Raw genomic sequence first — 24,324 nt, forward strand, 5'->3', positions numbered from 1 at the left:
CATCCCGCCAATCGTCGCCCTGCGCAAGCCGCTTGCTGGGGCAGTCCATAAGGCGGCCGCGTGTGCAATTCGCAAGGCCACCGAGTTAAAGCGCTTGGAGCCGAAGAGTTGACCCGCCTCGACGAATTTGCGCGGGCGATAGCCGAGCGCCTCGATAGACTGCCTGGCGTGCGCGCGAGTTTCGAACTGCATGCCGGCGAGAACCACATGTCGATCCTGCCGGTGACGGTCAACCGCGCTGTGCAGGCGGCGTTCGCGGTGAGAGGCCGCTAGGCGCCCGCGGCCTTGATCCTTAAAATCATGTTTTCCTGTTTTGCGGCCATGTCCGCGTCCATCGCGCCAAAGCGAAGGGTGCAGCGGAACATCCCTTCCGGAGCGATGCGAACGAGGCGGCCTCTTTCCTCGGCCGCGCGATAGCCATCGGGTTCGGCAGTTGCCGGCAGCACAAGGCCGAGCGCGTCCTGGTCGCGGCCGCGCGTGATCCAGCGCACGGCATAATTCAGTTCATCAGGGCGAAAGCTGACGAAATCCGCTGTCTGGTCAGGGTGGACCTGCAATGCGTGCGCCCAGCCCTCGGCATCCGCCCTTGCCTTCATTGTCAACACGAGTTCGGGGTCGATCGGCTCGCCCTTGGTCAGCAGACGATGCCGCGAGGGATCGGCGACTATGGCATCGCGATAGGCAAGGTAGCTTTCACTCGGCGTGAAAAAAGGGGGAAGCACCTGGCGCACGATAATGTTGGCGCGGTCGTCGACCACGCTGTCGACCAGACGACCGTCATCCACCGGTCTGAAATTGATGTGCGCCAGATACATCAAATTCATGGGCGAGCGCTTCAGGTTGGTGATGGCGATGTCGACGGCAACGCCGGTGGCGTCGCGCTGCAGCCGCACGGTCGGTTGCGTCACATAGTCGTGGCTGAAGGCGACTGTCTGGCGGCAGCGCCCGGTCAGGGCCATGAACGGCCCTTCTGCATTGTCCCCGATGATCAGCTGGACATCCCCATAGGGCGCATTGGGCAGGTCGCCATGCAGCGGATGGTGGTCGTCCGGACCCGGATTCCCCATCGCAGTGGCGCCACAGTGAATGAAAAACGCGCCGTAGTTGGAGAGATAGTCCCGGGTCGCAACCGGCTCGTCGAACATCGAGCGCATGGTCAGCGAGCGGTTGAGGAACGTTGCGTCCCAAATCTGCTGCCCCTGGAACGGCAGCATGACGATTTCGCCCTTCGCGTTGCTGATGCGAAGACCGGCAACTCCGGATCGATAGTGAAAGGCGGTGGCAACAAGCCCGCGATATCGCGCCACGGTGGTTTCCAGCGGACCAAACTGTTCGGGCACGAGGTCGACGAAGACATGATCGGAATAGTCGTAATGCATTGTTTCGACCTTCATCTGCCGCAAGCGTACATGCCGATAGTCGCAGGAAGCGTCTGGAAATCAACGGCTGTGAGCCTCGGATGCTCCGCCATACCGGCTGGCGCTCTCGACCTGGCGGACCGGCAGTTTGGCGATCGCCGGACAATTTCTTCGAATATTTGGGTGTTGGTCCGACCTTGGCGAATTTCACCGGAGAATGGTCCTGAATGTCGGGAGGTACCCGTCAAAGTCGGTAGACTTCTCCCGGTTCGCCAGCTAGCTAGATCGATATCAAAAGAGGGCAGACTCGGGGACCATCCAAAGTGAAAATCAGATACGTCGCTGGCATAAGCTGGCCGCGCAGTGGACATCACCTGATGCATCGGCTCGCCCTGAGCTATTTCGGCAACGATTTCAATTACTGCCTGTTTTATCCCACTGATAATCCCGATTGTTGCCGCACCTTCCCTTGCATCCGGCCGGGGGTCAAATTCTCGAAGAACCATGATTTCGATCTATCCGGGCGGATCCTGCCGGATGTTCCTTATCTGGTCCAGCATCGCTCGTTCATGCCTGGAACCGTATCGGACTTTGAACTGTATCTGCTCGATGGCGGCGCGGACACGAAGGAAAGTTTTAAAGAATTCGCACTCATCCGAACCGATGGATGGGCTGCCTTTATGGCAAAGTGGGTGGACAGCCGGATTAAGTTCGAGCGCCTGCTGGTGGCGTACGAAGATTTTGTGTCCGACCCGCAAGGGACCATGAAGAGGGTCATCCCGTTCTTTGCACCAGGAGAGCAACCCGATGAAGAGCGCCTGGCGCGCATTGTGAAGAACGAAACCCACGTCGCCGTCACCAAGCAAGGCGGCGAGGAGTGGACCGCCAATGCCGGTGTCAAGGCGTTCCGGAAAGTCGAGGCCTTTCGGTTCTATGACGCTGGATTGTTCCGGGAACTGGAACTCATTGCGCAGGAGAAGCGCCGCGGGATTACCAAAGAAGCCGCACCACGCCCCTCGAGTGGCCGCTTCAGGCTGCCGCTGATGAAAGCCATCTTCGGACGCTAGGCGGCGCCCGCAAAACCGGGGCGGCTCCTCGACGCCTCCGCGACAGCTTCAAACCAAACGCCGGCGCAGACATCAGGTCACCCGCGGTTCTATGCAGCAGAAGCCGGCGGCAGTTCGAACAATTTGGCGCCGTTCTCCTGGCCGCGCTCGACATAGCCGATAATGCCGAACCATCTGGCGACATCAGGCCCCTGTAGCCAGCTGCGCGAATGGATGGGAAGATTGCCGGCGAGCGCCTGGATGTGCCTGATGTGCCGCTTGCAGAAACGCACGGTCGAGGCCCGGAAGAAATCCTCCTGCGCGGCAAACAGCGTATCGGCGGCATCGCTGTTCTCATGCCAGGCGATGATCGCCACGGCCTTCTCGCCCTCGACCAGCGCGTGCGCCCTGGCTTCCTTCAAATTCATCATCAGATTGTCGTAGGCGATCTTGCTGTCCTTGCCGGCCGCCGCATACTCGTCCGACATCCGCTTGGACAGGCCATGAAACACATCCTCGAGATCCCCGAGCGTCGCTGCACGTGCTCTCATTTCACCTCCTGCAGCCCCATGGGAAGTTTGCCCTAGGGATGAGGGGGCGCCAAGCAAATTGAATCCGGATGCGGGCCGATAGGAGCAAAGTCGTTTCGCCGCTCGAGTCAGAGGGCGTGACGGGCTGCTTTCAGCCAAGCTAGCGGAAGCAGACCGAGACAACAAATTCTGGTCGAAAAATGGTGCCCAGAGGCGGATTCGAACCACCGACACGCGGATTTTCAGTCCGCTGCTCTACCAACTGAGCTATCTGGGCCTGTTCCGGCAAACGAAACTGCGTGAACCGGATTTCATGAAGGCGCCGTGGGCGCCCCTTGAAAGCGCGTGGGTTATAGCACGGGAATTCGGCCTGTCCAGCGCCTAGGTGGCGATTTCCGGCAGGAAAAGGGAGCCTGTGGAAAGGGCGGCTTCCTCAGGCACGTTCATCACCACAATGGTGCGCGGGCTGGCCCCTTTCGGCCCTTTGGCCTCTGTCCGGGCGCCGCCATGGCGCGCTGCAACTGCCGGGATCCGTCCTTAGCCGACGATCGGGATGCCGCAATGCATTCGCATCAACAGGCCAGCGGCAAACTGGCTGTCGCCTCTACCGGGCGCCTCCGGCCACGCCCTTGCGAAAATCAGACGGCGTCATGCCGGCCAGCTTGCGGAAGGATTTGTTGAAGGCGCTGAGCGAGCCGAAACCGGAATCCATGGCGACGCGCAGCACATTGGCGTCCTGATGCATCAACAGCGCCTGCGCGTAGCTCAGTCGCAACAGGTTGACATATTCATTGAGCGTCATGCCGGTCGATTTCTTGAACAGGCTCATGGCGTATTTGGGATGGATGTCGGCGGCGGCCGCGATGTTCATGCAATCGATGTCGTAGAGGAAATTCTCGGCGATGAAATCGCACATGCGCCCGACATTGCGCGACGATTGCTGGTCGAAGGCACTGCCGGCTTCCTGTCCGGCCGCCGTTTCGGGCACCAGCCGGTAAGGCTCGAACCGCACCCGCTCCAGCCGCAGCAGAAGCTCGTTGACGGCGTGCTCGGCCTTGGCCGGATCGCCCGAGCGGGCGTAGCGGTTCCAGCGGGCGAAATTATCGTTGTCGGATTGATCGGTGGCGGCGGTCACCAGCGTCGCGCCCGTCATCAGCCGGTGGCGCACATCCGCCGGCAGATGCAGCCGGAAGAAATGCACCAGGGGCAGATGCGCGCCGGCATAGATGGCGTCGTCGCTGAGATCGTCCATCTGGTGCGGCAGACCGCCCCAGAAGAAGCACATCTCGCCGGCCGAAAGCGAGATTTCGTGCTCGTTCATGCGGTAGTGCACGCTGCCGCGGACGATGAAATTCACCTCCACCTGGGCATGCCAATGCGGCTTCAGCATCACCAGCGGAGTGGTGTGAAACATCTGCAGGAGCAGCGGCAGGCCTTCGACGCTGCTGGCGCCCGGCTGGTAAAACGGCCGTTCGGGCATCTTACTTTCCGCCAATTCCGTATTCCCTTTGTCGGCGACAAGCCTTCCGCGCTGCATAGTCTAGCCACGCTCGCAGAGAGAGCAAATGAAATGGGAGGATTTCAATGCGCATCACACTGACCTGCGCCGCGCTCGCGCTTGCCCTGGGCTCAGCCCCGGCCTTTGCGCAGTCCGGCGAAATCACCATCTGGAGCTGGAATGTCGCCGCTTCGTCGCTGAAGGCAACGGTGGCCGGCTTCAACAAGCTGCATCCCGACATCAAGGTCACCGTTCAGGATCTCGGCAACCAGCCGACCTACGACAAGTCGATCGCCGGATGTGCCGCCGGCGGCGTCGGCCTGCCCGACATCGTCACCATCGAGAATGGCGAGGCCGAGAATTACTGGAGCCAGTTCCCCGACTGCTTCGTCGACCTGCATACGCTGGGCTACAGCGCGGAAGACCAGAAGAAATTCCCCGATTTCAAACGCACCGAGCTCGAGGTCGGCGACAAGGCCTATGCCATGCCGTGGGATTCAGGCCCTGTCGCCGCCTTCTATCGCCGCGACTTCTACGAGAAGGCCGGTGTCGACCCGGCGTCGATCAAGACCTGGGACGATTTCATCGCCGCCGGCAAGAAGATCCAGGCCGCCAATCCGGGCGTCTCGATGACCAACGCGGATTTCAACGGCGATAGCGAATTCTTTCGCATGATCTCCAACGAACAGGGCTGCGCCTATTTCTCCGAGGACGGCCAGTCGATCACGGTCAACCAGCCCAAATGCGTCGACGCCATGACCAAGGTCAAGGAAATGAAGGACGCCGGCATCGTCTCGTCCGCCGACTGGGGCACCAAGATTACCAACAACACCGCGGGCACCGTCGCCACCCAAATCTATGGCGGCTGGTATGAAGGCACCATCCGCACCGAATCGGCCGGTGAAAACGGCAAATGGGGCGTCTATCTGATGCCGAGCCTCACCGCAGACGGCCCGCGTGCTGCCAATCTCGGCGGGTCGTCGCTGGCCATCACTTCGGCCTCGAAGAACAAGGAAGCGGCCTACGAGTACCTGAAATACACGCTCGGAACCAATGAAGGCCAGATCACCATGCTGAAGGAGTTCGGCCTCGTCCCCTCGCTGGTCTCGGCGCTTGACGACCCCTACGTCAGCCAAGGCCTGCCCTATTGGGGTGGCCAAGCGGTGTGGAAGGATATTCTGGGCACCTTGCCCAAGGTTGTCCCCAGCCGCGGCACACAATTCCAGAGCGATGCCGAAATCATCGTTCGCGCGGTGCAGACCAAATATCTTGGCGGCGGCTATCCCGACGCCAAGGCCGCACTCGACGACGCCGCAAAACAGATCGCCGCGGCGACCGGATTGCCGGTCAAATCATAACCTCCCAGGGATGGGGTCCGGGACGGCTCGTGCCGCCCGGACCCTCCGCGTGCAAACTTGTCTGAAACATCTGGGATGAAGGGAGGAGGAAGATGCGCAACCGCAACGCCACGGCCTATCGTTTCCTGGCGCCCTATCTCCTGATCTTCTCCGTCTTCTGGGTGTGGCCGATCATCTCTTCGTTCATGATCTCGTTCCAGGCGACACGCACCGTGCCCTGGCGTTTCGCGCCCGGCTTCAACTGGGGCCGGCTAATCGGCGATCCGGCCTTCTTCAACGCGCTGAAGAACACGCTGCTCATCCTCGTCATCCAGGTACCGGTGATGATTGCGCTGGCCATGGTGATGGCGGTGCTTTTGAATTCGCCGCTCCTGAAGGCGAGGGGGCTCTACCGCTTCGCCTTCTTCGCTCCGGTCGTCGTCGGCGAGGTCGCCTATTCGGCGGTGTTCCGGCTGATGTTCAGCCTCGATTTCGGCATCGTCAACAAGCTCCTGAACAGCGTCGGGCTTCCCAAGATCGACTGGTTCTCCAATGTCACGCCGGCCATGGCGCTGATCATGATCGCGGTCACCTGGCGCTGGGCCGGCTACAACGCCATCATCCTGCTGGCCGGCATGCAATCGATCCCCGAGGATGTCTACGAAGCGGCGACGCTCGACCGTGTCAGCAAGATGAAGCAGTTCTTCTATATCACTCTGCCGTTGTTGAAGCCGGTCATCGTCTTCTGCCTGGTGCTGTCGATCATCGGCACCATGCAGCTGTTCACCGAGCCCTTCCTGATCACCGAGCGCGGCGGGCCGGGTGGCGGCACCGAGACGCTCGGCCTGCTGCTCTACCGCCAGGGTTTCCGGTCGCTCAATTTCGGCTACGCCTCGGCCGTCGCCTACACCATGGCGGCGCTGGCGATCGCGATCACACTGGTGCAACTGTGGCTGACGAGGGAAAAGCAATGAGCTCGCTCTCCTCCGCCCGCCTGCGGCGCAGCCTCTTACTGCATCTTTTCCTTACGCCGCTGGCGCTGATCTGGCTGTTCCCGCTGTGGATGATGGTGGTGTTCTCGACGATGCCCGACAACGGCATCTTCAGCCCCGGCATCGAGCTCTTGCCGCACGGCAATTTCGTCGACAATTTCAACAATCTGCAGCGCGACACCAACTTCGTCGGCGCCATCGGCATCTCCGTTTCGGTGGCGGTGACCTACACCTTCCTGTCGGTGCTGTTGACGTCGATGGCCGGCTGGGCGCTGGCGCGCTATCAGTTCTTCGGCAAGGGGGTGGTTGTCAGCATCATCTTCGGCACCATCACGCTGCCCTATGCGGTGGTGCTGATCCCGCAATTCATCATGGTGGCGCGCGACTTCCAGCTCGCCAACACCTGGGTGGCGCTGATCGTGCCGCCGCTGTTCAATTCGCTCGGCGTGCTGTTCATGCGCCAGAGTTTTTCGATGATGCCGGATGATCTGTTCGATGCCGCCCGCGTCGAAGGCGTGAAAGAATGGCGCATCTTCCTCTTCGTCGCGCTGCCGCTGGCGCGGCCGATGCTGGCGGCACTTGCCATCATCTTGTTCCTCGCGTCCTGGAACAACTACCTCTGGCCGCTTTTGATCAACAGCCAGCCTGGTTCAATGACGGCGCCGGTGGCGCTCGGCACGCTGATCGGCCTCACCAAGGTTTCCTGGGGCGGCATCATGGCGGGCGCGGTCATGCTGACCGTGCCGATGCTCATCGTCTTCGTGCTCCTGCAGCGCCATTTCATCGCCGGCATCGCCGCCGGCGCAGTCAAGTAAGAGGCAGCATGGCAACCGTTACGCTGAGCAATGTGGTCAAGCGCTTCGGCGCCTTCGAAGTCGTTCATGGCGCCAACATCGACATCAAGGACGGCGAGTTCGTCGTCTTCGTCGGCCCGTCCGGCTGCGGCAAGTCCACACTGCTCAGGATGATCGCCGGGCTCGAGGACATCAGCGGCGGCGAGATCGCCATCGGCGGCAAGCTGGTCAACGATGTCGAGCCGGCCGACCGCGGCATCGCCATGGTCTTCCAGTCCTACGCGCTCTATCCGCATATGAGCGTCGAGCAGAACTTGTCTTTCGGCCTGCGCATGACCGGCAACCCCAAGGCCGATACCGACCGGCGGGTGAAGCGCGCGGCGGAAATCCTGCGCATCAGCGAATTGATGGACCGGCGTCCGAAAAAACTCTCGGGCGGCCAGCGCCAGCGCGTCGCCATAGGCCGCGCCATCGTGCGCGAGCCGCAGGTGTTCCTGTTCGACGAGCCGCTCTCCAATCTCGACGCCGAACTGCGCGTCCAGATGCGGGTCGAGATCTCGCGACTGCACAAGGAACTCGGCGCCACCATGATCTATGTCACGCACGACCAGACCGAGGCGATGACGCTCGCCGACCGGATCGTCGTGCTGCGCGCTGGCCATATCGAGCAGATCGGCCGGCCGCTCGATCTCTATGACGATCCCGACAATCTGTTCGTGGCCGGTTTTGTCGGCTCGCCGAAGATGAACTTCATCAAGGCGCAAATCGTCGGGCACGATGCGCGCGGGGTCGTGATCGAACTGGCGGGCCAGGAGAAGACCCGTATCATCCAGCCGCTGACAGGCCCTGCGCCTGACGCGGGCAGCAAGGTCATCGTCGGCGTGCGGCCCGAGCATTTCGGCAGTGCCGGGGAGGGCGACACCGACCTTGTCGTGACCATCGACGTGGTCGAGCATCTCGGCGGCACGAGCTTTCTCTACGCCCGAACCGCCCACGGCGAAGATGTGGTGATCCAGCGCGACGCGGCGAAGGTTCCCACCACCTCCGAGGTCACCGTCTCCATCCGCAAATCCTATCTGTTCGACGAAAACGGGTTGCGGCTGCGCTGACCGGCCGCCCCTTCCAGCTTTCAAGGAGAATGACAATGACCGCAACCACGCCCATTCGCTGGGGCATTCTCGGCCCGGGCAGCATCGCCCAGGCCTTCGCCAGCGGCGTGGCCGCTTCGCGCACCGGAAGACTGGTCGCCATCGGCGCGCGCAATCCCGGCAAGCCGGGCCTCGCCGAGAATTTTCCCGGCGCCCGCATCGTCGACGGGTATGAAGCGCTGCTTGCCGATCCCGACATCGATGCCGTCTACATTGCGGTTCCGCATCCCGGCCACGCGCAATGGGCGATCCGGGCGGCGGAAGCGGGCAAGCATGTGCTGTGCGAAAAACCGCTGGCGCTGACCGCCTTCGAGGCCGACGCCATGATCCATGCCGCGCGCAAGGCCGGCACCTTTCTCGGCGAAGCCTTCATGTACCGGCTGCATCCGCAGACACTGAAGCTGATGGAACTGATCAAGTCCGATATCATCGGCGAGATCAGGATGATCAAATCGAGCTTCGGCTTCGCCATGCCGCGCTTCATGCCGGGGCACCGGCTCTATGCCAACGAAGCTGCCGGCGGCGGCATTCTCGACGTCGGCGGCTATACCGTCTCGATGGCGCGGCTGATTGCCGGGGCGGCGGCAGGCCTCCCCTTTGCCGAGCCGGACAAGGTGGTCGGTACTGCCCATCTTGGCCAGTCCGGCGTCGATGAATGGGCTTCGGCGCTGCTGCACTTTCCCGGCGGCATCGTCGCCGAGGTCTCCTGCAGCATCTCACTCGACCAGGACAATGTGCTGCGCATCCTCGGCACCAAGGGCCGTATCGAAGTGCCGGACTTCTGGTTCGCCGGCGGAAATCGCGATGTCGGCCTCGGCCGGATCGACGTGATCGGCGCCGACGGCTCGCGCCAGACCATCAGCGTCGACGAAAAGCGCCATCTCTATTCCTTCGAGGTCGATGGCGCCGGCGAGGCCATCCTTGCCGGACGGCAGGAATTCGCCTGGCCGGGCATGGATTGGGCCGACAGCCTGGGCACCTTGCGCGTGCTCGACAGATGGCGCGCCGCGGTCGGGCTGGAATATGGGATCGAAAGGGCCGCGCTGCGCACCGGCACCATTTCCGGCCGGCCTCTGCGGTCCGGCGGCACGGCGATCGGCAAGCGCGCCATTCCGGGCCTGGCGAAGCCGGCATCGGTGGTGGCGCTCGGCTTCGAGGATTTCCGCACATTCTCCTCGGGCTCGATCCTGCTCGATGCCTTCTTCGAGGCCGGCGGCAATCTGTTCGACACTGGCTATGTCTACGGTGGCGGCTATACCGAGACGCTACTTGGCCAGTGGTTGCAGAACCGCGGCGTGCGCGAGCAGTCGGTGATCATTGCCAAGGGCGCGCACTCACCGCTCTGCTATCCCGACGTGATCGGCAAGCAGCTTGCCCAGTCGCTCGACCGCCTGCAGACCGACCATGTCGACATCTATTTCATGCACCGCGACAATCCGGACGTGCCGGTCGGCGAATTCGTCGATGCGATGGATCAAGAGGCTAAAGCAGGCCGCATCCGTGGCCCGTTCGGCGGCTCGAACTGGACGATGCAGCGCATGGACGAGGCGATTGCCTATGCCGAGAAGAACGGCAAGCAGAAGCCCGGCGCACTCTCCAACAATTTTTCGCTGGCCGAAATGCTGGAGCCGATCTGGGCGGGTTGCGTCACCTCGTCCACTGATGACTGGAAGGCCTGGCTGACATCCAGGCAGATGCCGAATTTCGCCTGGTCGAGCCAGGGACGCGGCTTCTTCACCGAGCGCGCCGGGCGCGACAGGCACGACAGCGAGGAACTGGTGCGGGTCTGGTATTCGGAGCGCAATTTCGGCCGTCGCGACCGCGCCATCGAGCTCGCCGCCAGGCTGCATAAAAGCCCGATCCACATCGCTCTGGCCTATGTGCTCAACCAGCCCTTCCCGTCGGTTCCGCTGATCGGGCCGCGCACGCTGGGTGAGCTGGAAGACAGCCTGCGGGCGCTCGACATCGCGCTTTCGCCTGCCGATCTCGAGTGGCTGGACGGCGGCAGCCTGCACGCGGCCTGATAGAACAGGCCGCAAAGCGGCGTCAGGTCTCGTCGTCCGGCACCTTGACGCCGCCCCTGGTCGGGGTTCGCAGACTGGCATACATGCCGGTGGTACGGAATTGGCTTGGCGTGGTGCCGTAGAGGCGGCGGAAGACCTTCGAAAAATAGTTCGCATCCTCGAAGCCGCACAGGATGGCGACTTCCTTCACCGGCAGGAAGTCCGCCTTGGTCAACAGCTTTGCCGCCCGCTGCAGGCGCTGTTGCAGCACGAATTCGGCCGGCGGCAGGCCTTCGCTCTCAGCGAAGCAGCGCGAGAAATGGGCGCGGCTGAGGCCGCTGATCTGGACCAGCTCCGCCACCGGCAGCGGCTTGTCGAGATTGGAGTTTATATGGTCGATGACCGGCTGCATGGCGCTCTGCTTCTCGGCAAAGGCGTGCGAGCCGAACACATCGTCATAGAGCGCCATCGCCGCCTCGTAGGCGATAGCGGACGCGGCACCCGGTGAGGCCGCCCCCTTGATGAGGCGCAGGCTGCAATCGGCAAGGTGGTCGACCGTCGCCGGCTTAAGCCGAAACACCGGACCGGAGACGCTGAGGATCGACTTGTGGATGCGCAGCGCCTCTTCGCCGTTCATCGAAATCCAGAAATATTCCCAGCGCTCGTCCTTGGCCAGCCAGTAGCGGTGGTTGTGCGGCACCAGCACCAGCAGCGTGTCGTTCTCTTGCAGGCGGTAGTTGCGGTTCTCGTAGCGCAGCCGGCCTGTGCCGCTGATCGTGTGCTGGAGCACGGTGAACGGGGTCTGACCGCGTTTGCGCCCGTCCCAGTCGTAGGTCTCGTCCTCGCGCACCTCGTAGCCGGTGCTGGTCGGCATGGCATGCAGGCGCTGGCGGCCCCGCGGCAGCGAGATCGTGCGCATAGACTGTCCGTTGGCGATCAAATTCTGCAGCACAAAATTACCCTTGAAAGCATAATCCTTCTCTGGTCGCGCTCGTGAATAAGGGCATAATCCCCTTCGAAAAGCGAGAGAGATCCGCAGGCGAGGAGCGGACAGGGAGGTTGGCAGGCCGGAATCCGGCTTGTCCCGCACATATGTCACGACATGTGGCTGCAACCCATCCCCGTCGTTCCCGGCCTGTTATTGGAACAAGATGAGGTGCGGCTGATGAGTTTCAAAATCGCTATCATTGGCGCCGGCAGCGTCGGGTTCACCAAGAAACTGTTCACCGACATCCTCTGTGTGCCCGAATTCAGGGATATCGAATTCGCGCTGACCGACCTCAGCGAGCACAATCTCGGGATGATCAAGGCGATCCTTGACAGGATCGTCGAGGCGAACGGATTGCCAGCAAAAGTGACGGCGACAACGGATCGCCGCAAGGCGCTGGAAGGCGCACGCTATGTCATCAGCTGCGTGCGGGTCGGTGGTCTCGAAGCCTATGCCGACGATATCCGCATCCCGCTGAAATATGGCATCGACCAGTGTGTCGGCGACACGATCTGCGCCGGCGGCATCCTCTATGGCCAGCGCAACATTCCGGTGATCCTCGACTTCTGCAAGGACATACGCGAGGTCGCCGCGACGGGCGCCAAATTCCTCAACTATGCCAACCCGATGGCGATGAACACCTGGGCGGCGATCGAATATGGCAAGGTCGACACGGTGGGACTCTGCCACGGCGTCCAGCATGGCGCCGAGCAGATCGCCGCGGTGCTGGGCGCGAAATCGCCCAAGGAGCTCGACTATGTCTGTTCGGGCATCAATCACCAGACCTGGTTCATCGATCTGCGGCTGAACGGCCGCAAGGTCGGCAAGGACGAGCTGGTTGCCGCCTTCGAGGCGCATCCGGTTTATTCGCAGCAGGAAAAGCTCCGAATCGATGTCTTGAAGCGCTTTGGCGTCTATTCGACCGAAAGCAACGGGCATCTCTCCGAATACCTGCCCTGGTACCGCAAGCGGCCCGATGAGATCACGCGCTGGATCGACATGTCGGATTGGATTCACGGCGAGACCGGCGGCTATCTCCGCTACTCCACCGAAACCCGCAACTGGTTCGAGACGGAATATCCGCAATTCCTCGAAGCGGCGTCGAAGCCGATCGATCCCACGAAGCGCTCCAACGAGCATGCCAGCCATATCCTCGAAGCGCTGGAGACCAACCGCGTCTATCGCGGCCATTTCAACGTCAAGAACAATGGCGTGATCACCAATTTGCCGCAGGACGCCATCATCGAATCGCCCGGTTTCGTCGACCGTTTCGGCATCAACATGGCCGCAGGCATCACACTACCCGAAGCCTGCGCGGCGACCTGCATGGCCTCGATCAATGTCCAGCGCATGTCGGTCCATGCCGCGATATCAGGTGACGTCGATCTCTTGAAACTGGCCGTGCTGCACGACCCGCTGGTCGGTGCGGTGTCGACGCCGGAGGAGGTCTGGCAGATGGTCGACGAGATGGTCGTCGCCCAGGCCGCCTGGTTGCCACAATATGCGCATGCGGTTCCGGCCGCTAAAGAACGGCTATCGAAATCGCAGGTGAAGACCCGCGAATGGGCCGGCGCCGCACGGCGAAACGTGCGCTCGATCGAGGAATTGCGCGCCGAAAAAGCCGCGCTCAAACAGGCCGGCTGAAATCTCGGGCGCGGCGACGGACCTTGGGAGGCAGTTCCGCCGCAGTCAGCCGTCCAGGCAGAAGACGCGCAGCAGCAAACGTCTAAACACGAGGGAGGAGATAGATAATGAGGAATCTACGCAGCATTGGCATTGCCGCCGGACTGGCGCTGAGCGTCTCCGTTCCGGCACTCAACGCTTTCGCATCAGAGCCGACAGTCCCGCCGGTGCCGGCGACCTTTCCGGCCGAGGGCAAGATCAAGTATGTGGCGCGTGACTCCATCCTGGAGTTCAAGGCGCTGCCCGAATATCACGAGCCGGACTGGGTGACCGAAAAATACGTCAAGACCGGCAAGTTGCCGCCGGTCAAGGACCGGCTGCCGAAGGAGCCGCTGGTCTTCAAGACGGCCAACATGCCCGACGGCATCGGTGTCTATGGCGATACGATGCGCCATGTCATCGGCGGACGGCCGGAAGGCTGGAACTATGGCGCCGGCCAGACGCAAGGCTGGGGCGGCATCGATATCGGCCTCTCCGAATGCCTGACGCGTACCGCGCCGCTTTTCCAGGTCGAGGCCAAGGACACCGAGCCGCTGCCGAACCTCGCCAAGAGCTGGGAGTGGTCGAAGGACGGCCACAAGCTGACCATGCATCTTGTCGAAGGCGCCAAATGGTCCGATGGCGTGGCCTTCAACGCCGACGATGTCATGTTCTATTGGGATGACGAGGTGGTCGACCCGAATGTCTCGCCGCTCAATGGCGCGACGCCGGAAACCTTCGGCGTCGGCACGACGCTGAAGAAGATCGACGACTACACCGTCGAGTGGACGTTCAAGGATGCCTTCCCGAAACAGTACCTCTACGCCATGGCCTACGGCACCTTCTGCCCCGGCCCCGCGCACATCTTGAAGCCGCAGCACCCGAAATATTCGAAGAACACCTACGACCAGTTCAAGAATGCCTTTCCGCCGGAATATATGAACATGCCGGTCATGGGCGCCTGGGTGCCGGTCGAATACCGGCCGGACGACATCATCGTCATGCGCCGCAACCCCTACTACTGGAAGGTCGACGAGAAGGGCAACCAGCTGCCTTACCTCAACGAGCTGCAGTACAAGCTGTCGACTTGGGCCGACCGAGACGTCCAGGCGGTTGCCGGCTCGGGCGACTTCTCCAACCTCGAGCAGCCGGAAAACTTCGTCGCTTCGCTGAAGCGCGCGGCGGAGGCCAATGCGCCGGCACGGCTCGCCTTCGGTCCCCGGCTCATCGGCTACAATCTGCGCCTGAACTATTCCGCCAATGGCTGGGGCAACCCGGACGAGCGAAGCCAGGCGGTCCGTGAGCTGAACCGCAATGAGGACTTCCGCAAGGCCGTCACCATGGCGCTCGATCGCAAGGCGCTGGGCGACTCCCTCGTCAAGGGACCGTTCACCGCCATCTATCCCGGCGGCTTCTCCTCGGGCACCAGCTTCTATGACCGCAAGTCGACCGTCTACTATCCATTCGACCTCGCGGGCGCCAAGGCCGAACTCGCCAAGGCCGGCCTGAAAGATACGGACGGCGACGGTTTCGTGAACTTCCCGGCCGGCGCCGCGGGCGGCAAGAACGTCGAGATCGTGATGCTGGTCAACAACGACTACGGCACGGACAAGAGTCTCGCAGAAGGCGTCGTAGCCCAGATGGAAAAGCTTGGCCTTAGAGTCGTGCTCAACGGCCTCAACGGCACCCAGCGCGATGCCTCGCAATATTCCGGGCGTTTCGACTGGCTGATCCGGCGTAACGACCAGGAACTGACCTCGGTCGTGCAGAACACGGAGCAGCTCGCGCCCGTCGGTCCGAAGACCAGCTGGAACCACCGCGCGCCGGAAAGCGGCGAAGTCGACCTGATGCCTTTCGAAAAAGACCTTGTCGACATCGTCAACAAGTTCGTCGCGTCAGAGGACAATGACAAGCGCGCCAGTCTGATGAGGGAGTTCCAGAAGATCTCGACCGAACATGTCTACAATGTCGGCCTGACGGAATATCCCGGCGCGCTGATCGTCAACAAGCGCTTCTCGAACATTCCGCAGGGCACGCCGATCTTCATGTTCAACTGGGCCGAGGATTCGATCGTTCGCGAACGCGTCTTCGTCGCGGCCGACAAGCAGGCCAAATACGAGTTGTTCCCGCAAGAGCTCCCCGGCAAGCCTGGAGACAAAGGTCCGATGTAAGTTTACCTCCCCTGACCAAGAGAGACCCGGCCGCGCTGCTGGCGCGGCCGGGTGAACCAACCCTCCGAACGGCCCTCAACGGGAGCGTCCGGCGAAACGAGGAAGCAGACCGACCATGTTGCGATTCTTGGCTATGCGCATAGCGTCGGCAATTCCGGTCCTCGCCATACTGAGCCTCGTCACCTTCGCCATCATCCAGGCGCCGCCTGGCGACTATGCCGATTACATCCGCTCGCAGTTGATCAACCAGGGCGGCGCTTCCTTCGCCGAGGCCGATGCGCAGGCGCAGGCCTATCGTGTCGAACACGGCCTCGATAAGCCGTTGCCCGTTCAGTATCTCAACTGGATCGGCGGCATCATCACCCGCGGCGATTTCGGCTACAGCCTCTACTACAACAAGCCGGTGGCCGATGTGGTCGGCGAACGGCTGCCACGCACGCTGCTCCTGGCGCTGGTCTGCCATCTGCTCGCCTCGGTGCTGGGCATCACCTTCGGCATATGGGCGGCGACAAGGCAATACACCTGGATCGACTCGACACTGTCGGCCATCTCCTTCCTCGGCATGACAGTGCCGCGCTTCCTGATGGCGCTGATCATCGTCTACCTGCTGGTCTTCCAGTTCAACGTGTCGGAGATCGGCTCGTTCTTCTCGCCGCAATATGGCGGCGCGCCATGGTCGTGGGCGAAGTTCGTCGACCTCGTCAAGCATGTCTGGCCGGTGGTGGCGATCGCCACTTTCGGCGGCCTCGCCTACAATATGCGCGTCATGCGCGGCAATCTGCTGGACACGCTCAACGCGCAATATGTCGAGACCGCGAGAGCCAAGGGCCTGACCGGCAGCGCCGTCGTCATGCGCCACGCCGTGCCCAATGCGCTGCATCCGCTCGTCATGTATCAGGGCGTGGTGTTGCCCTACATGCTCACCGGCGAGATCGAGACGGCGATCATCTTCGCGCTGCCGACCGTCGGCCCGGCGGTTGTCGGCTCGATGGCGGTCGGCGATGTCTATGTCACCGCCACCTTCATGATGGTGCTGGCGGCGACACTGATCGTCGGCAACATCATCGCCGACATGCTGCTCGTCCTGCTCGACCCGCGCATCCGCCAATACGGAGAGAGCTAGATGCTGGCCCGCGATCCATCGCCCCCGCCGCTGCCGGCCGAAGGACCCATCGTCGCCAGACCGGCGCGCGGCAATGAGAGCTATATCGCGCTCGTCTGGCGCCGGCTGAAGCGCTCCTGGACCGGCATGGCCGGGCTTTGGCTCGTTGTGCTGCTGCTGGTGATGGCCGTCTTCGCCGAGTTCCTGGCGCCGATGGATCCAAAGGCGACCGATGTCGGCTTCGCGCCGCCGCAACTGCCTTCCTTCCACGACAAGGACGGCAATTTCGTCATGCGGCCGCGGGTCTATGCGCTGGCCGATTCGGCCGACCTCGATCCGGTCACCTTCCAGCCCGTCGTCGGCCCCGACTATGACCATCCAAGGCTGCTTGGCTTCTTTGTCGAGGGTGCACCCTACAAGCTCTTCGGGCTGATCCCGGCGGACCGGCATTTCTTCGCCTCAACGGACGGCCAGCCGGTGCATTTCCTCGGCACCGACAAGTTCGGCCGTGATGTGCTGTCGCGCGCCATACATGGCTCACGGGTCTCGCTGATGATCGCGCTGACGGTGGTCTTCATCATCACCGTCATCGGCACCACCGTCGGCATGGTTTCGGGCTATTTCGGCGGTCGGTTCGATATCTGGACGCAGCGCTTCGTCGAACTGGTGCTCGCCTTCCCGCAACTGCCGCTGTATCTGGCGCTGACGACGCTGATCCCCGTCACCGCGCCGACCAATGTCTTCCTCGCCTTCGTCATCATCGTCATGTCGGCGCTGGGCTGGGCGCAGATGTCGCGCGAGGTGCGCGGCAAGACGCTGGCGCTGGCGCGCATCGAATATGTGCGTGCCGCCATGGCGGTCGGCGCCACCGACCGGCGCATCATCCTGCAGCACATCTTGCCCAATGTGATGAGCCACGTGATCGTCGCGGTGACCTTGGCGATCCCGACCGTGGTGCTGCTCGAATGCTTCCTCGGGTTCCTCGGCTTCGCGGTCAAGCCACCGCTGATCTCTTGGGGCCTGATGCTGCAGGACACCGCAACCTATTCCGTCATCGGCACCTATCCCTGGATCCTGTCGCCGGTCGGTTTCGTGCTCGCCACCGTTTTTGCTTTTAACGCGCTGGGCGACGGCCTGCGCGATGCCGTCGATCCGTATTGAGGTGGCTGGGATGACCGTCGTGCTCGCCGAGCCTTTCGCACCAGCCTTCCGCCTCGACCATGACGGGCGCCAGGACCAGCCCATCATCGACGCCCGCAACATTGAGGTCGCCTTCAAGGTCGAGCACGGCGTTGTCGAAGCGGTCAAGGACATCTCGTTCCAGCTCTATCGCGGCGAAACGATCGCCATCGTCGGCGAATCCGGTTCCGGCAAGTCGGTGACGGCACGCGCCGTCATGGGGCTGCTGTCCAGGCGCGCCACCGTGTCGCCGAAATCGAGCATCTGTTACGACGGCCGGAACATCCTGAAATTCCCCGAGAGCGAGCGGCGCAAGCTGCGCGGCAACCGCATCTCGATGATCTTCCAGGAACCGATGAGCTCGCTCAACCCGATCTATACAGTCGGCAGCCAGATCGTCGAGGCGATCCGGGTGCATCGCAAGGTGGGTCGCAGGCAAGCCTGGGTACGAGCGCTTGAACTGTTGCGGCATGTGCAGATTCCCGAGCCGGAAGCGCGGCTCAAACAGTACCCGCACCAGCTCTCGGGCGGTCAGCGCCAGCGCGTGATGATCGCCATGGCGCTGGCCAACAATCCCGACGTTTTGATCGCCGACGAGCCGACCACCGCGCTCGACGTCACCGTTCAGGCGCAGATCCTCAACCTGATCCGCAACCTGCAGAAAGAGCTGCGGATGGCGGTGATTCTGATCACCCACGATCTCACCGTGGTGCGCAAATTCTCCGACTACGTCTATGTCATGCAGCATGGCGCGATGTGCGAGCACAACATCACCGAACGGCTGTTTGCAAACCCGCAGCATCCCTACACGCAGCGGCTGCTGGCCTCCGAGCCGCGCGGGCGGCCGCAACCGCTTCCTGAGCGCAGCGGCGCCATCCTCGAGGCGAATGATGTGCGCGTCTGCTTCATGCTGCGCCATGGAAGTTTCCTGAAACCGGACTGGCGCGAACTGGTCGCCGTCGACGATCTCGGCCTCAAGCTTTGCCGCCACGAGACGCTGGGGCTGGTCGGCGAATCCGGCTCCGGCAAGACCACTTTCGGCCAGGCGCTGCTGAGATTGACCGACGCCAAGCGCGGCGAAATCCGCTTCGACGGCCAGCCGATCCACGGCCTGTCACGCAACGAGATGCGGCCGTTTCGCTCGCGTATGCAGATCGTCTTCCAGGATCCGTTCTCCTCGCTCAACCCGCGCATGACGATCGGCCAGATCATCGAGGAAGGGCTGATCGTCAACAGCATCGGCGCGACGCGGGCCGAGCGGGTCGACCGGGTGCGCGAGGCGCTGGTCAGCGCCGGCATGCCCGGCGATATACTGTCGCGCTTTCCCCACGAATTCTCCGGCGGCCAGCGGCAACGCGTCGCCATCGCCCGCGCCATCGCGTTGGAGCCCGAATTCATCCTGCTCGACGAGCCGACATCGGCGCTGGACCTGTCAGTGCAGGCGCAGATCATCGATCTGCTGCGCAAGCTGCAGGATGAGCGTGGGTTGAGCTACCTCTTCATCTCGCACGATCTCAAGGTGGTGCGCGCGCTGTGCCACCGCGTCATCGTCATGCAGAACGGTAAGATCGTCGAGCAAGGCCCTGTCGACGAAGTCCTCAATAATCCCAAGACCGCCTACACCGAACGGCTCGTCAGGGCCGCATTCGACGTGGCGTAGCAAAGTGCCGGAGGTTTAAAGTGGCAAGAAATCCCAGGATCACGTTCATCGGCGCCGGCTCGACGGTGTTCATGAAGAACATCGTCGGCGACGTGCTGCAGCGGCCAGCACTCTCGGGCGCGACGATCGCGCTCATGGACATCAATCCGCAGCGGCTGGAAGAGAGCGCCATCGTCGTCAACAAGCTGATCGCGACGCTCGGCGTGAAGGCAAAGGCCGAGACCTATTCCGACCAGCGCAAGGCACTTGCCGGGGCCGATTTCGTCGTCGTCGCCTTCCAGATCGGCGGCTATGAGCCCTGCACCGTCACCGATTTCGAAGTGCCGAAGAAATACGGCCTGCGCCAGACGATCGCCGACACGCTCGGCGTCGGCGGCATCATGCGCGGCCTGAGGACCGTGCCGCATCTGTGGAAGATCTGCGAGGACATGCTCGCCGTCTGCCCCGAAGCGATCATGCTGCAATACGTCAATCCGATGGCGATCAACACCTGGGCGATTTCGGAGAAATACCCCGAAATCAAGCAGGTCGGGCTCTGTCACTCGGTGCAGGGCACGGCGATGGAACTCGCTCACGACCTCTCCCTGCCTTATGACGAGATCCGCTACCGGTCGGCCGGCATCAACCACATGGCCTTCTACCTGAAATTCGAGCACCGCCAGCCTGACGGTTCCTACCGCGACCTCTATCCGGATCTTGTGCGCGCCTATCGCGAAGGCCGCGCGCCCAAGCTGGGCTGGAATCCGCGCTGCCCCAACAAGGTGCGCTACGAGATGCTGACCAGACTCGGCTATTTCGTCACCGAAAGCTCGGAGCATTTCGCCGAATACACGCCCTATTTCATCAAGGAGGGCCGCCCCGATCTGATCGAGAAATATGGCATTCCGCTCGACGAATACCCCAAGCGCTGCATCGAGCAGATCGAGCGTTGGAAGGATCAGGCGCAGGCCTATCGCTCGGCCCAGCGCATCGAGGTTGAGGAGTCCAGGGAGTATGCCTCCTCGATCATGAACTCGGTTTGGACCGGCGAGCCGTCGGTGATCTACGGCAATGTCCGCAACAATGGCTGCATCACCTCGCTGCCCCGCGATTGCGCCGCCGAGGTTCCCTGCCTCGTCGATGCCTCCGGCATCCAGCCGACCTATATAGGCGACCTGCCGCCGCAGTTGACGGCGCTGATCCGCACCAACATCAACGTCCAGGAACTGACGGTGCGGGCGCTGATGAGCGAGAACCGCGAGCACATCTACCATGCGGCGATGATGGATCCGCACACGGCGGCCGAGCTCGACCTCGACCAGATCTGGTCATTGGTCGATGATCTCCTGACCGCTCACGGCGACTGGCTACCGGCCTGGGCGCGCACGAGCCGCAAGACCGAGGCGGCCTGACCAATGCATGTCGCCCAAAAGTGGCCCCGGTTTTGGGACAACGACATGCATAGAAACAAGGCCGGCCTTACTTAGGCTCGTCGGCGTCCGGCTCTTCCTCATCGTCGCGGGCCTTGATGACATAGGCGCCTTTCAGCCAGCGGTTGAGGTCGATGTCCTTGCAGCGCGTCGAGCAGAATGGAAAGCTGTCGCGCGCTGACGGCTTGCCGCATTCGGGGCAGGGGCGTTTGGGGCGCAGCGGCGTGACTTTGGAGTCGGAATTCATGGCCGTGGGGAAAGCCAGCTCTGATGGGTCTTGAAGCCTTCGCCCGACAGCAGCGCCACCGTCTCATAGAGCGGCAGGCCGACGATGTTGGTGTAGGAGCCGACGAGCTTGACGACGAAAGCGCCGGCGAGGCCCTGGACGGCATAGCCGCCGGCCTTGCCGCGCCATTCGCCCGAGGCGACATAGGCGTCGATCTCTTCGCGCGGCAGCCGCTTGAAACGTACCCGCGTCTCGACCAGCCGCTGGCGCAGCTTGCCGCCCGGCGTGATCAGGCAGATGCCGGAATAGACCCGGTGCGAACGGCCCGACAGCAGCCCGAGGCAATTGGCGGCATCGTCCAGTGTTTCGGCCTTGGGCAGGATGCGCCGGCCGACCGCGACCACCGTGTCGGCGGCCAGCACGAAGCTTGGCGCATAATCCGTCTCGGTCTTCAGCGACGCGAACGCCTTCTCGGCCTTTTCCTTCGACAGCCGCTTGGCCAGCGAGCGCGGATGCTCGGCACGCAGCGGCGTTTCGTCGATATCGGCTGGCAGGATACGGTCCGGCTCGATGCCGGCCTGCTGCAACAGTTCGATGCGGCGCGGCGAACCCGAGGCAAGCACCAGCTTCTGCAAAATGCTCATCGCGGACCAGTCGAGCCTTGATCTTACTTGAAGCGGTAGGTGATGCGGCCCTTGGTCAGGTCGTATGGCGTCATCTCGACCAGAACCTTGTCGCCGGTCAGCACGCGGATGCGGTTCTTGCGCATGCGGCCGGCCGTATGGGCGATGATCTCGTGTTCGTTTTCGAGCTTCACCCGGAACATCGCGTTGGGCAACAATTCCGTCACGACACCCGGAAACTCGAGGACTTCTTCCTTCGGCATTCGATACCTTTGCTTGGATGGCAGTTCCAGCGCCCCGGCTGGAATTTCGGCGGAACCTATATGATAATCGTCCGCTTGTGAACACGCTTAATCCGTCGCGTTTTTTGCTTCCGGAGGCAAAAAACGTCGGCTTATGCGCAACTTCAGCCGCTCGCGCACATCGCGGTAGGCCGCCATGATCTGCTCGCGCGTGCCGCCAGCATTGGTCGGGTCCTGTGTCGGCCAGTATTCGACCTCGACGGCGAGCGAGCGGGTGAGTTCCAGCGCGGCATGGTGCGCCTCCGGCGCCAGCGTGACGATCAGGTCGAAATAGTCGTCCTCGAGGTCGTCCAGCGTCCTGGGATGACGTTCGCCCAACGTGAGACCGTCTTCGGCCAGCACGGCATCGACGAACGGGTCGCGTTCGCCGGCGCGCACGCCGGCAGAGGCGACGAATATGGTGGCGGGCAGCATCCGGCGCGCCAGTTGCTCGGCCATCGGCGAGCGCACGGCGTTCATGCCGCACAGGAACAGGATCGAGCGGGGCAGGGCGCCGGGTGCCAGGGCTAGCCCCGCCAGTGCAGCACGCAGACCAGCGTGAACAGCCGGCGCGCCGTGTCGAAGTCGATGTCGATCTTGCCGGAAAGCCGGTCCATCAGCGTCTGCGAACCTTCATTGTGCAAACCGCGCCGGCCCATGTCGATCGCCTCGATATGGCTCGGTGTCGAGGAGCGGATAGCATCGTAATAGCTCTCGCAGATCATGTAGTAATCCTTGACGATGCGCCTGAGCGGCGTCAGCGACAGGATGTGGGTGACCACCGCGGCGCCGTCCTCGCGCGCCACGGCGAAGACCAGGCGCTGCTCGGCCAGCGACAGTTTCAGCCGGTAAGGACCCGTGCCGGCGTCGTTGACGGGCTGAAAACTGTTCTCCTCGATCAGATCGAAGATTGCCACCGCCCGCTCATGCTCGACATCGGGCGTCGAACGGCCGATCGATTCATCGAGTTCGACATCGATCAGCTTTGCGCGGGTTTGATCAGAGCCCGTCATCTCAGCCTACATGTTCAGCCGTATGGCGACGGAACGGCCATGCGCGTCGAGCCCTTCCGCCTTGGCAAGTGCGATCGCGGCCGGCGCCAGCGCGCGCAGCTGCTCCGGCCCGAGCTTCAGGATCGAAGTGCGCTTGACGAAATCGAGCACCGACAGGCCCGACGAGAAGCGCGCCGAGCGCGCGGTCGGCAGCACATGGTTGGAGCCGCCGACATAGTCGCCGATGACTTCCGGCGTATGCCGGCCGAGAAAGACGGCGCCGGCATTGCGCATTTTCGCCAGGAAGCCCTCGGCGTCGTCGATAGCCAGCTCGACATGTTCGGCCGCGATGCGGTCGACCAGCGGCAGCGACTTTTCGATTGTCGGCACCAGGATCACCGCGCCGAAATCGCGCCAGCTTGCGGCAGCCGTCTCGGCGCGCGGCAGGCTCTGCAACTGGCGCTCGACGGCGGCTTCGACTGCTTTGCCGAAGGCTGGATCGTCGGTGATCAGGATCGACTGTGACGAGACGTCATGCTCGGCCTGTGCCAAAAGATCGGCGGCGATCCAGTCCGGATCATTGCTGCCGTCGGCCACGACAAGCACTTCCGAAGGGCCGGCGATCATGTCGATGCCGACCGTGCCGAAGACCTGGCGCTTGGCCGCCGCGACATAGGCATTGCCGGGGCCGACGATCTTGGCGACCGGCTTTATGGTCTCCGTGCCGTAAGCAAGTGCTGCGATCGCCTGCGCGCCGCCGACGCGGTAGATCTCCGAGACACCGGCGATATCGGCTGCCACCAGCACCAGCGGATTGATAATGCCTTGCGGCGCTGGCACCACGATGACGATGCGTTCGACGCCGGCGACCTTGGCCGGCACGGCGTTCATCAGCACCGAGCTCGGATAGCTCGCCGTGCCGCCCGGCACGTAGAGCCCGACCACCTCGATCGCTGTCCAGCGCCAGCCGAGTTCGACGCCGGCGGCATCCGTGTAACGATCATCCCTGGGCTTCTGCCGCTCGTGATGCGAGCGGATACGGTCGCGCGCGAAATGCAACGCTTCGACTGTCCGTGGATCGGCCTCGGTATAGGCTCTGGCAATGTCGTCCCTGGAGACGGCGATGCCCAGCGTGCTGAGGTCGCCGCCGCCGAATTTCTTCGTGTAGTCGATCAAGGCCTTGTCGCCGTCGGCGCGGACGCGCGCGATAATGTCGCGCACCACGGCGTCGACATCGGCGGACACTTCCCGCTTGGTCGTCAGGAAGGCCGCGAAACGCTGCTCGAAATCGGCATCGGATTGGCGAAGCGTGATGGCCATGGGAC

Annotated in this window: 22 protein-coding genes, 1 tRNA gene and 1 pseudogene; 13 read left to right on the forward strand and 11 right to left on the reverse strand. The window is 62.7% G+C overall.

Going from position 1 to position 24,324, the window contains the following annotated elements; translation table 11 throughout:
- Positions 1–111: 111 nt before the first annotated feature.
- Positions 112–273 (forward strand): annotated as a pseudogene (locus AC04SF_RS34670) (alpha/beta hydrolase); the annotation flags it as partial.
- On the opposite strand, the gene AC04SF_RS34675 reads toward AC04SF_RS34670, so the two are convergent.
- Positions 270–1,394, reverse strand: coding sequence for a DUF4432 family protein (locus AC04SF_RS34675; RefSeq protein WP_488481443.1), 1,125 nt, complete (start codon positions 1,392–1,394; stop codon positions 270–272). The pseudogene AC04SF_RS34670 and the gene AC04SF_RS34675 overlap by 4 nt on opposite strands.
- Before the next feature lie 341 nt (positions 1,395–1,735).
- Here AC04SF_RS34675 and AC04SF_RS34680 point away from each other — a divergent pair, with 341 nt between their 5' ends.
- Positions 1,736–2,425, forward strand: a complete 690-nt coding sequence (locus tag AC04SF_RS34680; RefSeq protein WP_488481444.1) for a hypothetical protein — start codon at positions 1,736–1,738, stop codon at positions 2,423–2,425.
- An 89-nt stretch (positions 2,426–2,514) separates the two neighbouring features.
- On the opposite strand, the gene AC04SF_RS34685 is transcribed toward AC04SF_RS34680, so the two are convergent.
- The 3 genes from AC04SF_RS34685 to AC04SF_RS34695 form a co-directional block, all read right to left on the reverse strand.
- The gene (locus AC04SF_RS34685) at positions 2,515–2,955 is read right to left on the reverse strand and encodes a hypothetical protein (RefSeq protein ID WP_488481445.1); all 441 of its coding nucleotides are present in this window, start codon (positions 2,953–2,955) and stop codon (positions 2,515–2,517) included.
- 180 nt (positions 2,956–3,135) lie between these two features.
- Positions 3,136–3,211 (reverse strand) — tRNA-Phe (locus AC04SF_RS34690).
- 327 nt (positions 3,212–3,538) lie between these two features.
- On the reverse strand, positions 3,539–4,414 hold the full coding sequence (locus tag AC04SF_RS34695) for a helix-turn-helix domain-containing protein (RefSeq protein ID WP_488481446.1): 876 nt from the start codon (positions 4,412–4,414) through the stop codon (positions 3,539–3,541).
- 104 nt (positions 4,415–4,518) lie between these two features.
- On the opposite strand from AC04SF_RS34695, the gene AC04SF_RS34700 reads away from it, so the two are divergent.
- From AC04SF_RS34700 to AC04SF_RS34720, 5 genes are all read left to right on the forward strand, one after another.
- The gene (locus AC04SF_RS34700; RefSeq protein WP_488481447.1) at positions 4,519–5,790 is read left to right on the forward strand and encodes an extracellular solute-binding protein; all 1,272 of its coding nucleotides are present in this window, start codon (positions 4,519–4,521) and stop codon (positions 5,788–5,790) included.
- A 92-nt stretch (positions 5,791–5,882) separates the two neighbouring features.
- The gene (locus AC04SF_RS34705) at positions 5,883–6,743 is read left to right on the forward strand and encodes a carbohydrate ABC transporter permease (RefSeq protein ID WP_488481448.1); all 861 of its coding nucleotides are present in this window, start codon (positions 5,883–5,885) and stop codon (positions 6,741–6,743) included.
- Complete coding sequence (locus AC04SF_RS34710; protein WP_488481449.1) at positions 6,740–7,576, forward strand: carbohydrate ABC transporter permease; 837 nt, start codon at positions 6,740–6,742, stop codon at positions 7,574–7,576. Before AC04SF_RS34705 ends, AC04SF_RS34710 begins: the two co-directional genes overlap by 4 nt.
- Positions 7,577–7,584: 8 nt before the next feature.
- A complete protein-coding gene (locus AC04SF_RS34715; protein ID WP_488481450.1) occupies positions 7,585–8,664 on the forward strand; it encodes an ABC transporter ATP-binding protein in 1,080 nt (359 codons plus the stop codon).
- A 35-nt stretch (positions 8,665–8,699) separates the two neighbouring features.
- On the forward strand, positions 8,700–10,727 hold the full coding sequence (locus AC04SF_RS34720; RefSeq protein WP_488481451.1) for an aldo/keto reductase: 2,028 nt from the start codon (positions 8,700–8,702) through the stop codon (positions 10,725–10,727).
- 22 nt (positions 10,728–10,749) lie between these two features.
- On the opposite strand, the gene AC04SF_RS34725 is transcribed toward AC04SF_RS34720, so the two are convergent.
- Positions 10,750–11,658, reverse strand: coding sequence for a helix-turn-helix domain-containing protein (locus tag AC04SF_RS34725; protein WP_488481452.1), 909 nt, complete (start codon positions 11,656–11,658; stop codon positions 10,750–10,752).
- 213 nt (positions 11,659–11,871) lie between these two features.
- Here AC04SF_RS34725 and melA (AC04SF_RS34730) point away from each other — a divergent pair, with 213 nt between their 5' ends.
- The 6 genes from melA (AC04SF_RS34730) (at position 11,872) to melA (AC04SF_RS34755) (ending at position 20,859) form a co-directional block, all read left to right on the forward strand.
- Complete coding sequence (gene melA / locus AC04SF_RS34730) at positions 11,872–13,338, forward strand: alpha-galactosidase (protein WP_488481453.1); 1,467 nt, start codon at positions 11,872–11,874, stop codon at positions 13,336–13,338.
- Positions 13,339–13,445: 107 nt separating this feature from the next.
- On the forward strand, positions 13,446–15,527 hold the full coding sequence (locus AC04SF_RS34735; RefSeq protein ID WP_488481454.1) for an ABC transporter substrate-binding protein: 2,082 nt from the start codon (positions 13,446–13,448) through the stop codon (positions 15,525–15,527).
- Between the two features lie 115 nt (positions 15,528–15,642).
- A complete protein-coding gene (locus AC04SF_RS34740; RefSeq protein WP_095198262.1) occupies positions 15,643–16,650 on the forward strand; it encodes an ABC transporter permease in 1,008 nt (335 codons plus the stop codon).
- Positions 16,651–17,790, forward strand: coding sequence for an ABC transporter permease (locus AC04SF_RS34745; RefSeq protein WP_096454012.1), 1,140 nt, complete (start codon positions 16,651–16,653; stop codon positions 17,788–17,790).
- Positions 17,791–17,800: 10 nt separating this feature from the next.
- Positions 17,801–19,468, forward strand: a complete 1,668-nt coding sequence (locus AC04SF_RS34750) for an ABC transporter ATP-binding protein (protein ID WP_488481455.1) — start codon at positions 17,801–17,803, stop codon at positions 19,466–19,468.
- A gap of 20 nt (positions 19,469–19,488) precedes the next feature.
- Positions 19,489–20,859, forward strand: coding sequence for an alpha-galactosidase (gene melA / locus AC04SF_RS34755; protein ID WP_488481456.1), 1,371 nt, complete (start codon positions 19,489–19,491; stop codon positions 20,857–20,859).
- Between the two features lie 67 nt (positions 20,860–20,926).
- Here melA (AC04SF_RS34755) and yacG read toward each other — a convergent pair whose 3' ends face one another.
- The 6 genes from yacG to hisD all read right to left on the reverse strand — a co-directional run bounded on the left by yacG (position 20,927) and on the right by hisD (position 24,319).
- Complete coding sequence (gene yacG, locus AC04SF_RS34760) at positions 20,927–21,124, reverse strand: DNA gyrase inhibitor YacG (RefSeq protein WP_095198259.1); 198 nt, start codon at positions 21,122–21,124, stop codon at positions 20,927–20,929.
- Positions 21,121–21,747, reverse strand: coding sequence for a Maf-like protein (locus AC04SF_RS34765; protein WP_475436124.1), 627 nt, complete (start codon positions 21,745–21,747; stop codon positions 21,121–21,123). The genes yacG and AC04SF_RS34765 overlap by 4 nt, the downstream gene beginning before the upstream one ends.
- Positions 21,748–21,770: 23 nt before the next feature.
- Positions 21,771–21,989 (reverse strand): translation initiation factor IF-1, encoded by a 219-nt coding sequence (gene infA, locus AC04SF_RS34770; protein WP_006200926.1) that lies wholly within the window; start codon positions 21,987–21,989, stop codon positions 21,771–21,773.
- An 87-nt stretch (positions 21,990–22,076) separates the two neighbouring features.
- Positions 22,077–22,547 (reverse strand): arsenate-mycothiol transferase ArsC, encoded by a 471-nt coding sequence (locus tag AC04SF_RS34775; protein ID WP_488481467.1) that lies wholly within the window; start codon positions 22,545–22,547, stop codon positions 22,077–22,079.
- A complete protein-coding gene (locus tag AC04SF_RS34780) occupies positions 22,535–23,020 on the reverse strand; it encodes a UPF0262 family protein (RefSeq protein WP_096454022.1) in 486 nt (161 codons plus the stop codon). Before AC04SF_RS34780 ends, AC04SF_RS34775 begins: the two co-directional genes overlap by 13 nt.
- Before the next feature lie 6 nt (positions 23,021–23,026).
- Positions 23,027–24,319 carry a histidinol dehydrogenase gene (hisD, locus tag AC04SF_RS34785; RefSeq protein ID WP_488481457.1) on the reverse strand — a complete coding sequence of 431 codons (1,293 nt, stop codon included), beginning with the start codon at positions 24,317–24,319 and terminating at the stop codon, positions 23,027–23,029.
- Between the last annotated feature and the right edge of the window lie 5 nt (positions 24,320–24,324).

The sequence above is a fragment of the Mesorhizobium sp. CNPSo 4671 genome, from assembly GCF_057784245.1.

Bases quoted from the DNA above. Each gene is read 5' to 3' on its own strand.
- AC04SF_RS34750 (WP_488481455.1), top strand. From the start codon at position 17,801: ATGACCGTCGTGCTCGCCGAGCCTTTCGCACCAGCCTTCCGCCTCGAC.
- AC04SF_RS34720 (WP_488481451.1), top strand. From the start codon at position 8,700: ATGACCGCAACCACGCCCATTCGCTGGGGCATTCTCGGCCCGGGCAGC.
- AC04SF_RS34780 (WP_096454022.1), bottom strand. From the start codon at position 23,020: ATGACGGGCTCTGATCAAACCCGCGCAAAGCTGATCGATGTCGAACTC.
- infA (WP_006200926.1), bottom strand. From the start codon at position 21,989: ATGCCGAAGGAAGAAGTCCTCGAGTTTCCGGGTGTCGTGACGGAATTG.
- AC04SF_RS34765 (WP_475436124.1), bottom strand. From the start codon at position 21,747: ATGAGCATTTTGCAGAAGCTGGTGCTTGCCTCGGGTTCGCCGCGCCGC.
- AC04SF_RS34715 (WP_488481450.1), top strand. From the start codon at position 7,585: ATGGCAACCGTTACGCTGAGCAATGTGGTCAAGCGCTTCGGCGCCTTC.
- yacG (WP_095198259.1), bottom strand. From the start codon at position 21,124: ATGAATTCCGACTCCAAAGTCACGCCGCTGCGCCCCAAACGCCCCTGC.
- AC04SF_RS34705 (WP_488481448.1), top strand. From the start codon at position 5,883: ATGCGCAACCGCAACGCCACGGCCTATCGTTTCCTGGCGCCCTATCTC.
- AC04SF_RS34710 (WP_488481449.1), top strand. From the start codon at position 6,740: ATGAGCTCGCTCTCCTCCGCCCGCCTGCGGCGCAGCCTCTTACTGCAT.
- AC04SF_RS34685 (WP_488481445.1), bottom strand. From the start codon at position 2,955: ATGAGAGCACGTGCAGCGACGCTCGGGGATCTCGAGGATGTGTTTCAT.
- hisD (WP_488481457.1), bottom strand. From the start codon at position 24,319: ATGGCCATCACGCTTCGCCAATCCGATGCCGATTTCGAGCAGCGTTTC.
- AC04SF_RS34735 (WP_488481454.1), top strand. From the start codon at position 13,446: ATGAGGAATCTACGCAGCATTGGCATTGCCGCCGGACTGGCGCTGAGC.
- AC04SF_RS34740 (WP_095198262.1), top strand. From the start codon at position 15,643: ATGTTGCGATTCTTGGCTATGCGCATAGCGTCGGCAATTCCGGTCCTC.
- AC04SF_RS34745 (WP_096454012.1), top strand. From the start codon at position 16,651: ATGCTGGCCCGCGATCCATCGCCCCCGCCGCTGCCGGCCGAAGGACCC.
- melA (WP_488481453.1), top strand. From the start codon at position 11,872: ATGAGTTTCAAAATCGCTATCATTGGCGCCGGCAGCGTCGGGTTCACC.
- AC04SF_RS34700 (WP_488481447.1), top strand. From the start codon at position 4,519: ATGCGCATCACACTGACCTGCGCCGCGCTCGCGCTTGCCCTGGGCTCA.
- AC04SF_RS34695 (WP_488481446.1), bottom strand. From the start codon at position 4,414: ATGCCCGAACGGCCGTTTTACCAGCCGGGCGCCAGCAGCGTCGAAGGC.
- AC04SF_RS34675 (WP_488481443.1), bottom strand. From the start codon at position 1,394: ATGAAGGTCGAAACAATGCATTACGACTATTCCGATCATGTCTTCGTC.
- AC04SF_RS34680 (WP_488481444.1), top strand. From the start codon at position 1,736: ATGCATCGGCTCGCCCTGAGCTATTTCGGCAACGATTTCAATTACTGC.